Raw genomic sequence first — 13,087 nt, 5'->3', positions numbered from 1 at the left:
CCGGGGCGATGGCCCCGGGGTGCACCGGTAGACTGCCCGCACTATGCGCATCCTCGTTACCGGCGGCGCCGGCTTCATCGGTTCAGAGTTCGTCAGGCAGCTGCTGAGCGCCGACGCAACGGATCAGATCACCGTCTTCGACAAGCTCACCTACTCGGGCGTCGAGGCCAACCTGGCGTCCGTCGCCGGTCACAGCGGCTACACCTTCGTGCGTGGCGACATCTGCGACGCGGACGCCGTCGACCAGGTCATGCCCGGCCACGACGTGGTCGTGCACTTCGCCGCCGAGTCCCACGTGGACCGGTCCATCGAGGGCGCGGGCCCGTTCGTGGTCACCAACGTCCTGGGCACCCAGGTGCTGCTGGACTCGGCCAAGAAGCACGGTGTCGGCCGCTTCGTCCACGTCTCCACCGACGAGGTCTACGGCTCGATCTCCGAGGGCTCGTGGACCGAGGAGTGGCCGCTCGCGCCCAACTCCCCGTACTCGGCCTCCAAGGCCGGCTCCGACCTGCTGGCGCTCGCCTACCACCGTACGCACGGCATGGACGTGGTGGTCACCCGCTGCTCCAACAACTACGGGCACTACCAGTTCCCGGAGAAGGTCATCCCGCTGTTCACCACCAACCTGCTGGACGGCAGGAAGGTGCCGCTGTACGGCACGGGCGGCAACATCCGCGACTGGCTGCACGTCTCCGACCACTGCCGCGGCATCGAGCTGGCCATGCGCAAGGGCCGGTCCGGCGAGGTCTACAACATCGGCGGCGGCACCGAGATCACCAACAAGGAGCTCACCGAGCTGCTGCTCCGGGCCGCCGGCGCCGACTGGTCCATGGTCGAGCCGGTCGCCGACCGCAAGGGCCACGACCTGCGCTACTCGCTGGACATCACCAAGATCAGCGAGGAGCTCGGCTACACCCCGCAGGTCCGTTTCGAGGACGGCCTGGCCGCCACCATCACCTGGTACCGCGAGAACCGCGCCTGGTGGGAGCCGCTGAAGGCCAAGGCCTCCCTGCGATGACGAACCCGGTGGCCAAGCTGCTGGGGGCGCTGCCCCCGGGCGTGCGGCTCGTTCTCGGCGGCACCGTCGTGCTCGGTGTCTCGTCGTACATCTTCCTGGCGCTTGCCGGGCACAGCTTGGACACCACCCAGGTCGCGGGCGTCAACATGCTCTGGACCGTGGTCATGTCCGTCGGGTACGGACTCTTCTCCCCGGTCGAGTTGGAGCTCAACCGCCTGGTCGCGGCCCGCGACGTGGCCGGTCGCGGGCCGGGTCCGGCGATCCGGCGCGTCCTGCTGGCCACCGTCGTGGTGCTGGCCGTCGTGCTGCTGGTGGTCGCCGCCGCGGCCCGGCCGATCGCCGACCGCTTCTTCTCCGGTGACCTCTGGCTGGTCGCCGGCCTCGGCGGCGCCCTGGTGGGCCTCGCCGTCAGCTCGGTCGCCCGCGGGGCGCTGGCCGGGCTCGGCCACTTCGGCGCGTACGGCGCCCAGCTCGCGGTCGACGGCGGGCTGCGGATCGGGCTGGCCGCGCTGATCCCGCTGTTCGGCACCCACTCGCCGCTGGCGTTCGCGCTGATCCTGGTGATCTCGCCGCTGGCCGCCTCGGTGATCGGGATGCGCAAGGTGTTCGCCGACCGGCGCGGCGGCCCGGCCCCGGCCTGGCGCGACGTGACCACCGGTCTGGGCCTGCTGACCGGGTCCACCCTGCTCGCCCAGCTGATGGTCAACGCCGCGGTGGTGAGCGTGGGTTCGCTCTCGCCCTCCTCGAAGGCGCTGATCGCCGCGCTCGCCAACGCCGTGGTGCTGGCCCGCGTCCCGCTGTTCGCCTACGCCGCGATCCAGGCCTCGCTGGTCTCCTCGCTGTCCGGCGCTGCCGCCGCGGGCAACCAGGCGGAGTTCCGGAAGGTGCTGCTGCGGACCGGCGGCATCGTCGTGCTGATGTGCACGGCGGCCGGTCTGCCGACGGTCGTCCTCGGGCCGTGGGCCATCCAGGTGCTGTTCAAGGCGCAGGACGTGCTGGGGTCGACCGACTTCCTCTGGCTCGTGCTCGGCACCCTCTGCTACATGCTGGCGACCGTGTTCGGTCAGGCGCTGCTCTCGCTCGGCCGCCACCAGCGGCAGCTGCTGGCCTGGCTGGCGGGTACCGCCGTCCTGGTCGCGGTGACCCTGTCGCCGGGCGAGATCGCGACCCGGGTCGAACTCGGGTACCTGGCTGGTGCGGCGGTGAGTGCGGCTGCCATGCTATGGGCGCTGGCCCGTTCCCTGTCCGCTCCGGTCGTTCCCTCGGCGCGGGAGCGGGCGACCCCGGCAGCACGCCAGTCGTCAGAGGTGTGACACCCCTCGGCCCCGCCCAGCACCCCCGGCGGCGGTCATTCGTTCACGCCATGCCTTTAATATGTCTTTTCCTTGGCCACGCCACTGCCGCTGAAAGGCGCAACCAGTCGTGCAACTCACCGTCATCACTTCGATCACCGGCGTGCTGGTGGTCGTCTACATCCTGGAGCTGCTGCGTCGCCAGCAGCTGCGGGAGAAGTACGCGGCTATCTGGCTCGCGATCGGCGTCATCGTGGCGCCGCTCGGGTTCTTCCCCACGATCCTGGACTCAACCGCGCGCCGGCTCGGTATCGCGTCCGGCGTGAGCCTCGTGCTGTTCGCCGGCTTCGTCCTGGTCCTGCTGGTGTCGCTGCACCTCAGCTGGGAGGCCTCCCGGCTGGAGGCGGAGACCCGCACCCTGGCCGAGGACGTGGCGATGATGCGCGCCCACCTGGCCGAGCACCACGGCTTCCCGATCGCCGGTGCGAACCAGCAGGCGAGCGGCTCGACCAACCCCGAGGTGAGGGCATGATCGACGGCAAGCGGGTACTGATCATCCTTCCCGCCTGGAACGAGTCGGAGGGCCTGCCCAAGATCCTCCGCGAGATCCAGCAGAAGCTCCCCGGCGTGGACACCCTCGTCGTGGACGACGGCTCGGTGGACAACACCGCCGCCGTCGCCGCGGCGTCCGGCTCCCGCGTGGCGCAGCTGCCCTACAACCTCGGTGTCGGCGGCGCGATGCGGTTCGGTTACCGCTACGCCCACCTGCACGACTACGACGTCGCGATCCAGTGCGACGCCGACGGTCAGCACGACCCCGCCTACGTCCCCGCCCTGCTGGCCAAGCTGGACGAGGCGGACCTCGTCATCGGCGCCCGCTTCGACGGCGAGGGCAGCTACAAGGTGCGCGGCCCGCGCAAGTGGGCGATGAAGCTGCTGTCGGTGGTGCTCTCGCGCATCACCCGCACCCGCCTGACCGACACCACGTCGGGCTTCAAGGCGTGCAACAAGCCGCTCATCGAGTTCTTCGCGCAGTGGTACCCGGTCGAGTACCTGGGTGACACCATCGAGAGCATGGTCGGCGCGGCCCGCTGCGGCTTCGTCGTGCGCCAGGTGCCGGTCGCCATGCGCGAGCGCACCACCGGTACGCCCAGCGCCTCGCCGGTCAAGGCCATGATCTACCTGTCCCGCGCCGGTCTGGTGCTGCTGCTCGCGATGATCCGCCGGATGCCCGCGCACCTGAAGGCGATCCAGCCCGCGAGCCGCCAGGCCGCCCGTCGCCCCGAGCTCGTCGGCCGGGCCTAGGGCCTGGAAGCACCGGCACGAGGACAGTGACCGGGTTCCGGCCCCGCCGCACCACGCGGCGGGGCCGGACTCGTTCCCGGGCCCGGTGCGCCGCCCTGCCGGTGCGGCCGGCTCCGCGCGCCGGAACGCCTCGGGCCCGGTACGCGGGTGCGTACCGGGCCCGAGGCGTCGGTGCGGGTGTCCGGCCGGTCAGCGGGCCGCGTGGACCCCACCGGCGGTGGTCGCCGTGACCCCGACCCCGCCGAGGGGCGCCGGGGCGGTGGTGCCGACGGGAGCCGCTGCCGGGGCCGCCGTGCCGGCCGTGCCCGGACCGGCCTTCGGGGGCCGGCGCAGGCCGAGGTCCTTGAGCTTGAGGGCGGGCTTCTCCACCAGGAACCAGGAGCAGAGCGCCGCGAGGAGCGCCAGCGCCACCGACAGGGCCGTGTAGACGGCGTAGCCGTGGCGGTTGACCTCCCAGAGGGTCAGGCACTGCTGGATCGGAAAGGCGTAGATGTAGACGCCGTACGAGAGGTCGACCTTGGTGCCGACCTTGGTCAGCGGGCCGGGCATCCGCGCGGCCAGGACGAGCAGCACGTAGGCGAAGGCCGGCAGGCCGATCACGGTGAAACCGCCGTAGTGGGCGGTGGCGAGGACGACGCCGAACGCCAGCACACCGGCGACCGGGTTGATCGGGAGGCGCTTCTTGTAGAGCTCGGCGACCGCGCCGAGGCCGAACATGAAGCCCACCGGCAGCAGCATCTCCATGCTCAGCCAGTCGAGGAACGGGAAGCGCCAGCCCTGCAGGTCGGTCGGGGCGTAGAGCGGCAGGCGCAGCCGGTCGAAGTCCACCGCCATCGACACCAGGTAGGCGTACATGCCGGCGACCAGCAGGGCCACCGCCCAGCGGGCCCGGTGGAGGATCCCGAGTGCGGCGAGCGCGGCGACCGCGATGTAGCAGAACACCTCGTAGGAGAGCGACCAGACCGAGCCGTTGAAGGCGGTCGGGTGCGGGTTGTGGTCCAGCAGGCCGGAGACGCCCCACTGGCCGACGCCGATCCCGTAGTTGGCCTTGAGGTAGGACCACGGCCCCTGGGGGTGCGACCAGAAGCCGTCGAGCCGGCCCTGGTGGTACGCGACGAGCGGCGCGATGACGAGCGCCGTGACCAGCAGGCAGACCCAGAGACCGGGAAGGATGCGGATCGCCCGGTTCCACATGAACCGGCCGGTGCTCAGCCGCATACCACTGCGGGTGATCAGCAGGCCGGAGAGGACGAAGAAGCCGGCGACCGCCATCGCGCCGACGTTCGTCTGGCCTTGCGCCTGGTCGTAACCGAGGTCGTGCTTCCCCATGCCGAGCGGCATGGCATGGGCGAAGATCACCGAGAGCGCGAGGACGAGACGCAGCAGTCCGAAGCCGTTCTTGCGTCCGAGCGCCTCGGACAGCGGGGGGCAAGCCAGCAAGGCGGGCCGCTTGCGCTGAGTGCGTGACATGTGTGGAGGCTCCGGGCCGGTAGGTGAGCCAGGCGGCCCCGGGTGTCGGGGGCGGCCCTGGGGTCGGTGGCGAGGGATTGCACGAGTGGCTGTTCCCAGCTTATCGGGGCCGTTTTCGAGCCGTGGGGGCGCGGCGGCGTGGCGACCACTCGGCGGTCACGTTATGACACGCCTGCGGCCTGTGGCTACCATGAGCGTCACGCTGGGTGTGGTATGTGAACGGGCCGGATGCGATCGGTCCGTGTACGCCGCGACCGGGAAGCGCATGACCTGGTGCGCCACTTGTTAGCGTGACCTCCGCAGCCGGCCCGTTCGGACGAACGGTCCGGCGGAGTGGGCCGCGGTCGGGCCGGGCGGTCTGCCGAAATCCTATGCGGAGCCGGACTAGGAAGAGTCGGAGTTCAGTGCAGACTTCAGCGGAAACTGTCGAGGAGCACCGGGACGGTGCTCGGACGGGCGGACAGCCGGTCGCCGCGTCCCGGTCGACGGGTCTGACGGCCCGGGCTGTGCAGCGGTTCGAGGAGGCCCGCGGCCGGCGGTGGTTCTGGCCGGCCGCCCTGGTGGTCGGGTACGCCGTCGAGGTCGCCTTCCGACTGGTGCTCGTCCGCCACCTGAGCTACCCCTCGGTGCATGCGGACGAGGACTCCTACCTCGTCCTGGCCCGTGTGCTCGCCGGACGCCAGACCACCGAGATGCCGGTCGGCGTGGTGATCCCCGGGGGCTACCCGCTGCTGATCTCCCCGGCCCTGCGGCTCTCCGACGACCCGGCGATGGCCTACCACCTGATCATGGGGATCAACGCGCTGCTCAACGCGCTGGTCTTCCCGCTGGCCTACCTGGCGCTCCGCCGCCTGGGGCTGCGCCGACTGCTGGCGTACGTGTTCGCCGGGGTCACCGCGCTGCTGCCACCGGTGATCTTCTACTCCGAGTACGTCATGGCGGACACCGTCCTGCCGGTGCTGATCCTGGCCTGGCTGCTCTGCATGCACGGCTGGCTGAGCGACGGCCCCACCAAGCACCGCTACTGGTACGCGGCCGGCACGGGTGCCGCCGCCGCCTACTCGCTGGCGACGCACGACCGCGGCGGCGTCGTGGTGGCCCTGACCGGAGTGGTCTTCGTCGGCGTCCTGCTGCTGCGCTGGGCGCCGTGGCGGACCACCGTGGCGGGCCTCGGTGCGCTGGGTGCCGGCGTGCTCTTCGCCAAGGCGCTGTCCTGGTGGCTCAACCGCCAGTTCGAGGTGGAGCCGAGCAAGGTCGGCTCGTACCTGTGGGACGGCCTGAAGAACCCCGACATCCTGCAGCGCACGCTGACCAGGACCACCGGGCAGATCTGGTACTTCATCGTCTCCACCTGGGGCATCGGCGGCCTGGCGGTCGTCACCTGCCTGTTCGCGCTCTTCAGCAGCCGCTTCCCGCGCCCGCACCGGATCGTCGGCGGCGTCATGGTGGCGCTGCTCTTCGGCACCGCGCTGGCCTCCGCCGCGGCCCTCCCGGACGACGCGCGGATCGACAACTGGGTCTACGCCCGCTACCTGTCGTACCTGGTCCCGGTCGCCTTCGTGGCCGGCGTCGCCGTCCTGGCCCGGTTCGGCCGGCGCAGCCTCGGCTACGCGGTGGCCGGCACGGTCGGCCTGACCCTGCTCCTCGCCCAGCTGGTGATCTGGTCGGCGGGCTCGCAGCTGTACAAGCAGGTCTTCATCGGCTGGGGCATGCCGGACGTCCTGTTCCTGGCCAGCGACTGGAGCAAGCTGAACATGATGCGGTCGACGACCGCGGCGTTCATCATCCTCGGCGCGGTCGTGATGCTCCTGCTCGCGGGCGGACGCAAGGTCCTCTGGGCGGTCGGCCTCTCGCTCGCGCTGTTCGCCGGGTTCGCGACGACCACCATCACCGAGCAGATCACCGACCCGTACACGTCCTGGCGCAAGACCTACGCGACCGGCTTCACCAAGGCCGCCGGCATCAAGCCCAAGGACAACGTGGTGCTCGCCTGGGACCTCGACGGCAGCACGCGGATGGCCCAGGCCTACGAGGTCTACCTCGGCCGGGTCTGGTACCGCGACCCCCGCTGGCAGCCCGTCCCCCCGCAGGCGAACGTGATCGTCACCCCGCTGCCGGAGGAGGGCAAGGCGCCCGAGGCCTACTGGCACGACCACCCGGAGCAGTGGTACGTCGAGCGGGTCAACAAGGGCCAGGGCTGGATGGTCTGGCGCAAGCACTGAGCGTCACGCGGTCCGGCCGCCGCGTGACCTTCGCGCGGCCGGGCCGTGCGGTCGGGGCCGGTGGGGGAGACCCCCACCGGCCCCGATTGGCTTTACGGCTGCTCCATGTGGCAGTATGTCCAAGTTGCTCGGTTGAGTGCCGATGCTGCGCGCCTCCCGCCGGGAGGACTGGAAGCGAGTCCCATGTACTCGTCGTTCCCGTGATGGCCGTTCATGTGTTCACGGACAGTGTGTGGACACAGTGGTGTGAAGTCGACACCGCGGCAGCTGCGGGGCGAAAGTACGGGAATCTTCCGGGAAGCGTGAGCGGGGCCTCAACGCGGGCGTCCACGGAACCGACGGGTTCCACCGACCACAGCTGATACCGACGGAGTGATTCGCCGGTTTTTTGCAAGCGCGGGCGCGACACGCCCGAGCGCGGGGGTCGGAGGACGACCGTGCAGTGACTTATGACAAAAGGACTACAAGGTAGCCATGGCGGGACAGAAGATCCGCATCCGGCTCAAGGCCTACGACCACGAGGTCATCGACTCCTCGGCGAAGAAGATCGTCGAGACGGTGATCCGAACTGGTGCGCAGGTCGCAGGCCCGGTGCCGCTGCCCACTGAGAAGAACGTGTACTGCGTCATCCGCTCGCCGCACAAGTACAAGGACTCGCGCGAGCACTTCGAGATGCGTACTCACAAGCGTCTGATCGACATCCTCGACCCCACGCCGAAGACGGTTGACTCGCTCATGCGTCTCGACCTGCCGGCTGGCGTCGACATCGAGATCAAGCTCTGAGAGGCGCACCGAAGATGGCTAAGCAGATTAAGGGCATCCTGGGCGAGAAGCTCGGCATGACCCAGGTCTGGGACGAGAACAACCGGATCGTTCCGGTGACCGTCGTCAAGGCTGGGCCCAATGTCGTGACCCAGGTCCACACCGCCGACAGCCCGGCCGGCTACGACGCCGTGCAGATCGGCTTCGGCGAGATCGACCCCCGCAAGGTGAACAAGCCCCTCGCGGGCCACTTCGCCAAGGCCGGCGTCACCCCGCGTCGTCACCTGGTCGAGCTCCGTACGACGGACGCGTCCGAGTACACCCTCGGCCAGGAGATCACCGCGGAGCTGTTCGAGGCGGGTGTCAAGGTCGACGTGACCGGCACCTCCAAGGGCAAGGGCTTCGCCGGTGTCATGAAGCGCCACAACTTCCGGGGCCTCGGCGCCGGTCACGGTGTGCAGCGCAAGCACCGCTCGCCCGGCTCGATCGGTGGCTGCGCCACCCCGGGTCGTGTGTTCAAGGGCGTACGGATGGCCGGCCGGATGGGCCACGAGCGCGTGACCACCCAGAACCTGACCATCCATGCCGTTGACGCGGAGAAGGGGCTGCTCCTCATCAAGGGCGCAATCCCGGGCCCGAACGGCGGCCTCGTCCTCGTCCGCACCGCGGCGAAGGGGCTGTGAGGATATGAGCACCATTGACATCCTGTCGCCCTCGGGCGACAAGACCGGCAGCCTGGAGCTTCCGGCCGAGATCTTCGACGCGAGGGTCAGCGTTCCGCTGATGCACCAGGTCGTCGTGGCGCAGCTCGCTGCGGCCCGTCAGGGCACCCACAAGACCAAGACTCGTGGCGAGGTCCGCGGTGGCGGCAAGAAGCCGTACCGCCAGAAGGGCACCGGCCGCGCCCGTCAGGGCTCGACCCGCGCCCCGCAGTTCGCCGGCGGTGGCGTCGTGCACGGTCCCGTGCCGCGTGACTACTCGCAGCGGACGCCCAAGAAGATGATCGCCGCCGCCCTCCGCGGTGCGCTCACCGACCGGGCCCGCCACAACCGCATCCACGTCGTCACCGACGTGATCGCGGCCGAGGCGCCGTCGACCAAGGCCGCCAAGGGTCTGTTCGGCAAGATCACCGAGCGCAAGAACATCCTCCTCGTCGTCGAGCGTGCCGACGAGCTGGGTCTGAAGAGCGCCCGCAACCTGCCGCACGTGCACATCCTGGACGCCGGCCAGCTGAACACCTACGACGTGCTCGTCTCCGACGACGTGGTCTTCACCCAGGCCGCCTTCGAGCGTTTCGTGGCGGGTCCCGCCGCGTCCGCCAAGGCCGTGGCTGCTGAGGGCGAGCTCGAAGGGAGCGCCGCCTGATGGCTGCAGAGATCACGAGCAAGACGTTCACGGACCCCCGTGATGTCCTGGTGAAGCCGGTCATCTCCGAGAAGAGCTACTCGCTCCTCGACGAGAACAAGTACACGTTCGTCGTGTCGCCCGGTGCCAACAAGACCCAGATCAAGCAGGCCGTCGAGGCGGTCTTCTCGGTCAAGGTCGAGTCCGTCAACACGCTCAACCGTCAGGGCAAGCGCAAGCGCTCCAAGACGGGTTTTGGCAAGCGCAAGGACACCAAGCGCGCCATCGTGACGCTGGCTGAGGGCAACCGCATCGACATCTTCGGTGGTCCGACCTCCTGACGGAGGCCGTGATCGTCGATCAAGACGAGGACGAAAATGGGTATCCGCAAGTACAAGCCGACTACGCCGGGCCGCCGTGGCTCCAGCGTGGCCGACTTCGTCGAAATCACGCGGTCCACGCCGGAAAAGTCGCTGGTTCGCCCCCTGCACAGCAAGGGCGGCCGTAACAACGCCGGTCGGATCACCGTTCGCCACCAGGGTGGCGGTCACAAGCGCGCCTACCGTGTGATCGACTTCCGTCGTCACGACAAGGACGGCGTGCCGGCCAAGGTCGCGCACATCGAGTACGACCCGAACCGCACCGCGCGCATCGCGCTCCTGCACTACGCGGACGGCGAGAAGCGCTACATCATCGCTCCGCGCGGCATCGCGCAGGGTGACCGGGTCGAGAACGGCGCCGGCGCCGACATCAAGCCCGGCAACAACCTGCCGCTTCGCAACATCCCGGTCGGTACGACCATCCACGCGGTGGAGCTGCGTCCCGGTGGCGGTGCCAAGATGGCCCGCTCCGCCGGTGCCGGCATTCAGCTGCTGGCGCGTGAGGGCAAGATGGCGCACCTGCGCATGCCCTCCGGTGAGATCCGCCTGGTCGACGCGCGCTGCCGCGCGACCGTCGGCGAGGTCGGCAACGCCGAGCAGTCGAACATCAACTGGGGCAAGGCCGGCCGTATGCGCTGGAAGGGCGTTCGCCCGACCGTGCGTGGTGTGGCCATGAACCCGATCGACCACCCGCACGGTGGTGGTGAGGGTAAGACCTCCGGTGGTCGCCACCCGGTCTCGCCGTGGGGCCAGAAGGAGGGTCGTACCCGTCGCCCGAAGAAGGCGTCGGACGCTCTCATCGTGCGCCGCCGCAAGACCAACAAGAAGCGCTAGGAGCAGGTCAGATGCCGCGCAGTCTCAAGAAGGGCCCCTTCATTGACGGCCACCTTCTCAAGAAGGTGGACGCGCAGAACGAGGCGGGTACCCAGAACGTCATCAAGACCTGGTCCCGTCGCTCCGTGATCTTCCCGGCCATGCTCGGCCACACGATCGCGGTGCACGATGGCCGTAAGCACGTCCCGGTGTTCGTCACCGAGTCGATGGTCGGCCACAAGCTCGGCGAGTTCGCGCCGACGCGTACCTTCCGCGGTCACGTCAAGGACGACCGCAAGTCGAAGCGTCGCTAGTCGCCAGCGAGATTACCGACTCAATGACTTACACCAGCAAGGGGACAACCATGGAAGCCAGGGCCCAGGCGCGGTACATCCGCGTCACGCCCATGAAGGCCCGCCGCGTGGTGGACCTCATCCGTGGCCTGAACGCCACGGAGGCCCAGGCGGTCCTGCGTTTCGCTCCGCAGGCCGCGACCGTGCCGGTCGGCAAGGTGCTCGACAGCGCCATTGCCAACGCCGCGCACAACTACAACCACTCCAACGTGGACGACCTCGTCATCAGCGAGGCGTACGTTGACGAGGGCCCGACCCTGAAGCGGTTCCGTCCGCGTGCCCAGGGCCGTGCCTACCGGATCCGCAAGCGGACCAGCCACATCACCGTGGTCGTCAGCAGCAAGGAAGGGACCCGGTAATGGGCCAGAAGGTTAACCCGCACGGGTTCCGCCTCGGCATCAGCACGGACTTCAAGTCCCGCTGGTACGCCGACAAGCTGTACAAGGACTACGTCAAGGAAGACGTCGCCATTCGTCGCATGATGACGAAGGGCATGGAGCGCGCCGGCATCTCCAAGGTCGAGATCGAGCGCACCCGCGACCGCGTCCGCGTCGACATCCACACCGCGCGCCCCGGCATCGTCATCGGTCGCCGTGGCACCGAGGCCGACCGCATCCGCGGCGACCTCGAGAAGCTGACCGGCAAGCAGGTCCAGCTGAACATCCTCGAGGTCAAGAACCCCGAGCTGGACGCCCAGCTCGTGGCTCAGGGCGTCGCGGAGCAGCTGTCCTCCCGCGTGTCCTTCCGCCGTGCCATGCGCAAGTCGATGCAGGGCACCATGAAGTCCGGCGCCAAGGGCATCAAGGTCCAGTGCTCCGGTCGTCTCGGCGGCGCCGAGATGAGCCGTTCGGAGTTCTACCGCGAGGGCCGTGTGCCGCTGCACACCCTGCGCGCGAACGTCGACTACGGCTTCTTCGAGGCCAAGACGACCTTCGGCCGTATCGGCGTGAAGGTCTGGATCTACAAGGGCGACGTCAAGAACATCGCCGAGGTCCGCGCTGAGAACGCCGCTGCCCGCTCGGGCAACCGTCCGGCCCGTCCCGAGGGTGGTCGTCCCGCCCGCGGTGGCGAGCGCCGTGGTGGCGAGCGCGGTGGCCGTGGCCGTCGTCCCGCCGGTGCCGAGGCTCAGGCCCCGGTCGCCGCCGAGACCCCGGCTGCCGAGAACACCGGAACGGAGGCCTGACCGCAATGCTGATCCCCCGTCGGGTCAAGCACCGCAAGCAGCACCACCCCAAGCGCCGCGGCGCTGCCAAGGGTGGCACCGAGCTCGCCTTCGGCGAGTACGGCATCCAGGCCGTCACCCCGGCCTACGTGACGAACCGGCAGATCGAGTCCGCTCGTATCGCCGTCACCCGTCACATCAAGCGTGGCGGCAAGGTCTGGATCAACATCTACCCGGACCGTCCGCTCACCAAGAAGCCGGCCGAGACCCGCATGGGTTCCGGTAAGGGTTCGCCCGAGTGGTGGATCGCGAACGTGCACCCGGGTCGGGTCATGTTCGAGCTGTCGTACCCCAACGAGAAGGTGGCTCGTGAGGCGCTGACCCGCGCAGCTCACAAGCTCCCGATGAAGTGCCGGATCATCCGGCGCGAGGCAGGTGAGAGCTGATGTCGGCCGGCACCAAGGCTGCTGACCTCCGCGAGCTGGACAACGAGGGTCTCGTTGCCAAGCTCCGTGAGGCCAAGGAGGAGCTGTTCAACCTCCGCTTCCAGGCGGCGACCGGGCAGCTCGACAACCACGGACGGCTCAAGCTGGTCCGTAAGGACATCGCGCGGATCTACACCCTGATGCGCGAGCGCGAGCTGGGCATCGAGACGGTGGAGAACGCCTGATGACTGAGAACACCAACGAGACGCGCGGTTTCCGCAAGACCCGTGAGGGCCTCGTCGTCAGCGACAAGATGGACAAGACCGTCGTCGTCGCCGTCGAGGACCGCGTCAAGCACGCGCTGTACGGCAAGGTCATCCGCCGTACGAACAAGCTGAAGGCGCACGACGAGGCGAACGCCTGCGGCATCGGCGACCGAGTCCTCCTCGCGGAGACCCGCCCGCTGTCCGCGACGAAGCGCTGGCGCGTCGTCGAGATCCTCGAGAAGGCCAAGTAACGAAGTTGATGCGGTACGGCCGTA

The 13,087-nt window shown here is 69.1% G+C and carries 17 protein-coding genes; 16 read left to right on the top strand and 1 reads right to left on the bottom strand.

Annotated elements, in window-relative coordinates:
* Window positions 1-43: 43 nt before the first annotated feature.
* The 4 genes from rfbB (at window position 44) to PUR61_RS42940 (ending at window position 3,615) form a co-directional block, all read left to right on the top strand.
* Window positions 44-1,018 carry a dTDP-glucose 4,6-dehydratase gene (gene rfbB / locus PUR61_RS42955; RefSeq protein WP_329885389.1) on the top strand — a complete coding sequence of 325 codons (975 nt, stop codon included), beginning with the start codon at window positions 44-46 and terminating at the stop codon, window positions 1,016-1,018.
* Complete coding sequence (locus PUR61_RS42950) at window positions 1,015-2,331, top strand: lipopolysaccharide biosynthesis protein (RefSeq protein WP_329885388.1); 1,317 nt, start codon at window positions 1,015-1,017, stop codon at window positions 2,329-2,331. The genes rfbB and PUR61_RS42950 overlap by 4 nt, the downstream gene beginning before the upstream one ends.
* Before the next feature lie 109 nt (window positions 2,332-2,440).
* Window positions 2,441-2,842 (top strand): DUF2304 domain-containing protein, encoded by a 402-nt coding sequence (locus tag PUR61_RS42945; RefSeq protein WP_329885387.1) that lies wholly within the window; start codon window positions 2,441-2,443, stop codon window positions 2,840-2,842.
* Window positions 2,839-3,615, top strand: a complete 777-nt coding sequence (locus tag PUR61_RS42940) for a glycosyltransferase family 2 protein (protein WP_329885386.1) — start codon at window positions 2,839-2,841, stop codon at window positions 3,613-3,615. Before PUR61_RS42945 ends, PUR61_RS42940 begins: the two co-directional genes overlap by 4 nt.
* Window positions 3,616-3,804: 189 nt before the next feature.
* Here PUR61_RS42940 and PUR61_RS42935 read toward each other — a convergent pair whose 3' ends face one another.
* Window positions 3,805-5,085, bottom strand: a complete 1,281-nt coding sequence (locus PUR61_RS42935; protein WP_329885385.1) for an acyltransferase family protein — start codon at window positions 5,083-5,085, stop codon at window positions 3,805-3,807.
* A 506-nt stretch (window positions 5,086-5,591) separates the two neighbouring features.
* On the opposite strand from PUR61_RS42935, the gene PUR61_RS42930 reads away from it, so the two are divergent.
* From PUR61_RS42930 to rpsQ, 12 genes are all read left to right on the top strand, one after another.
* The gene (locus PUR61_RS42930; RefSeq protein ID WP_329885384.1) at window positions 5,592-7,307 is read left to right on the top strand and encodes a phospholipid carrier-dependent glycosyltransferase; all 1,716 of its coding nucleotides are present in this window, start codon (window positions 5,592-5,594) and stop codon (window positions 7,305-7,307) included.
* Window positions 7,308-7,781: 474 nt separating this feature from the next.
* On the top strand, window positions 7,782-8,090 hold the full coding sequence (gene rpsJ, locus PUR61_RS42925; protein WP_012785157.1) for a 30S ribosomal protein S10: 309 nt from the start codon (window positions 7,782-7,784) through the stop codon (window positions 8,088-8,090).
* 14 nt (window positions 8,091-8,104) lie between these two features.
* On the top strand, window positions 8,105-8,752 hold the full coding sequence (gene rplC / locus PUR61_RS42920; protein ID WP_327677876.1) for a 50S ribosomal protein L3: 648 nt from the start codon (window positions 8,105-8,107) through the stop codon (window positions 8,750-8,752).
* Window positions 8,753-8,756: 4 nt separating this feature from the next.
* Entirely contained in the window at window positions 8,757-9,434 is a 678-nt protein-coding gene (gene rplD / locus PUR61_RS42915) for a 50S ribosomal protein L4 (RefSeq protein WP_329885383.1), read from the top strand.
* Window positions 9,434-9,754 (top strand): 50S ribosomal protein L23, encoded by a 321-nt coding sequence (rplW, locus tag PUR61_RS42910; RefSeq protein WP_030393296.1) that lies wholly within the window; start codon window positions 9,434-9,436, stop codon window positions 9,752-9,754. Before rplD ends, rplW begins: the two co-directional genes overlap by 1 nt.
* A gap of 36 nt (window positions 9,755-9,790) precedes the next feature.
* Window positions 9,791-10,627, top strand: a complete 837-nt coding sequence (gene rplB / locus PUR61_RS42905; RefSeq protein ID WP_329885382.1) for a 50S ribosomal protein L2 — start codon at window positions 9,791-9,793, stop codon at window positions 10,625-10,627.
* An 11-nt stretch (window positions 10,628-10,638) separates the two neighbouring features.
* Window positions 10,639-10,920 (top strand): 30S ribosomal protein S19, encoded by a 282-nt coding sequence (gene rpsS / locus PUR61_RS42900; RefSeq protein ID WP_030055821.1) that lies wholly within the window; start codon window positions 10,639-10,641, stop codon window positions 10,918-10,920.
* 50 nt (window positions 10,921-10,970) lie between these two features.
* A complete protein-coding gene (gene rplV / locus PUR61_RS42895) occupies window positions 10,971-11,318 on the top strand; it encodes a 50S ribosomal protein L22 (RefSeq protein WP_045304593.1) in 348 nt (115 codons plus the stop codon).
* Window positions 11,318-12,142 (top strand): 30S ribosomal protein S3, encoded by an 825-nt coding sequence (gene rpsC, locus PUR61_RS42890; RefSeq protein ID WP_329885381.1) that lies wholly within the window; start codon window positions 11,318-11,320, stop codon window positions 12,140-12,142. Before rplV ends, rpsC begins: the two co-directional genes overlap by 1 nt.
* A gap of 5 nt (window positions 12,143-12,147) precedes the next feature.
* Entirely contained in the window at window positions 12,148-12,567 is a 420-nt protein-coding gene (rplP, locus tag PUR61_RS42885; protein ID WP_030055824.1) for a 50S ribosomal protein L16, read from the top strand.
* Window positions 12,567-12,791: a 50S ribosomal protein L29 gene (gene rpmC / locus PUR61_RS42880; RefSeq protein ID WP_063348970.1), complete on the top strand. Its 225-nt coding sequence runs from the start codon at window positions 12,567-12,569 to the stop codon at window positions 12,789-12,791. Before rplP ends, rpmC begins: the two co-directional genes overlap by 1 nt.
* Entirely contained in the window at window positions 12,791-13,063 is a 273-nt protein-coding gene (rpsQ, locus tag PUR61_RS42875) for a 30S ribosomal protein S17 (RefSeq protein WP_030055826.1), read from the top strand. The genes rpmC and rpsQ overlap by 1 nt, the downstream gene beginning before the upstream one ends.
* Window positions 13,064-13,087 lie beyond the last annotated feature (24 nt).

Origin of the sequence: Streptomyces sp. BE20, assembly GCF_036322525.1 — a bacterium.
Classification (GTDB): Bacteria; Actinomycetota; Actinomycetes; order Streptomycetales; family Streptomycetaceae; genus Kitasatospora.
The sequence above is the reverse complement of the archived record's forward strand: the minus strand, read 5'-3'. Positions and strand labels throughout refer to the sequence as shown.

Coding starts and splice junctions, on each gene's coding strand:
- rfbB (WP_329885389.1), top strand. CDS start 44: ATGCGCATCCTCGTTACCGGCGGCGCCGGCTTCATCGGTTCAGAGTTC.
- PUR61_RS42940 (WP_329885386.1), top strand. CDS start 2,839: ATGATCGACGGCAAGCGGGTACTGATCATCCTTCCCGCCTGGAACGAG.
- rpsS (WP_030055821.1), top strand. CDS start 10,639: ATGCCGCGCAGTCTCAAGAAGGGCCCCTTCATTGACGGCCACCTTCTC.
- rplP (WP_030055824.1), top strand. CDS start 12,148: ATGCTGATCCCCCGTCGGGTCAAGCACCGCAAGCAGCACCACCCCAAG.
- rplD (WP_329885383.1), top strand. CDS start 8,757: ATGAGCACCATTGACATCCTGTCGCCCTCGGGCGACAAGACCGGCAGC.
- rpmC (WP_063348970.1), top strand. CDS start 12,567: ATGTCGGCCGGCACCAAGGCTGCTGACCTCCGCGAGCTGGACAACGAG.
- rpsJ (WP_012785157.1), top strand. CDS start 7,782: ATGGCGGGACAGAAGATCCGCATCCGGCTCAAGGCCTACGACCACGAG.
- rpsC (WP_329885381.1), top strand. CDS start 11,318: ATGGGCCAGAAGGTTAACCCGCACGGGTTCCGCCTCGGCATCAGCACG.
- rplW (WP_030393296.1), top strand. CDS start 9,434: ATGGCTGCAGAGATCACGAGCAAGACGTTCACGGACCCCCGTGATGTC.
- PUR61_RS42935 (WP_329885385.1), bottom strand. CDS start 5,085: ATGTCACGCACTCAGCGCAAGCGGCCCGCCTTGCTGGCTTGCCCCCCG.
- rpsQ (WP_030055826.1), top strand. CDS start 12,791: ATGACTGAGAACACCAACGAGACGCGCGGTTTCCGCAAGACCCGTGAG.
- rplC (WP_327677876.1), top strand. CDS start 8,105: ATGGCTAAGCAGATTAAGGGCATCCTGGGCGAGAAGCTCGGCATGACC.
- PUR61_RS42950 (WP_329885388.1), top strand. CDS start 1,015: ATGACGAACCCGGTGGCCAAGCTGCTGGGGGCGCTGCCCCCGGGCGTG.
- rplV (WP_045304593.1), top strand. CDS start 10,971: ATGGAAGCCAGGGCCCAGGCGCGGTACATCCGCGTCACGCCCATGAAG.
- rplB (WP_329885382.1), top strand. CDS start 9,791: ATGGGTATCCGCAAGTACAAGCCGACTACGCCGGGCCGCCGTGGCTCC.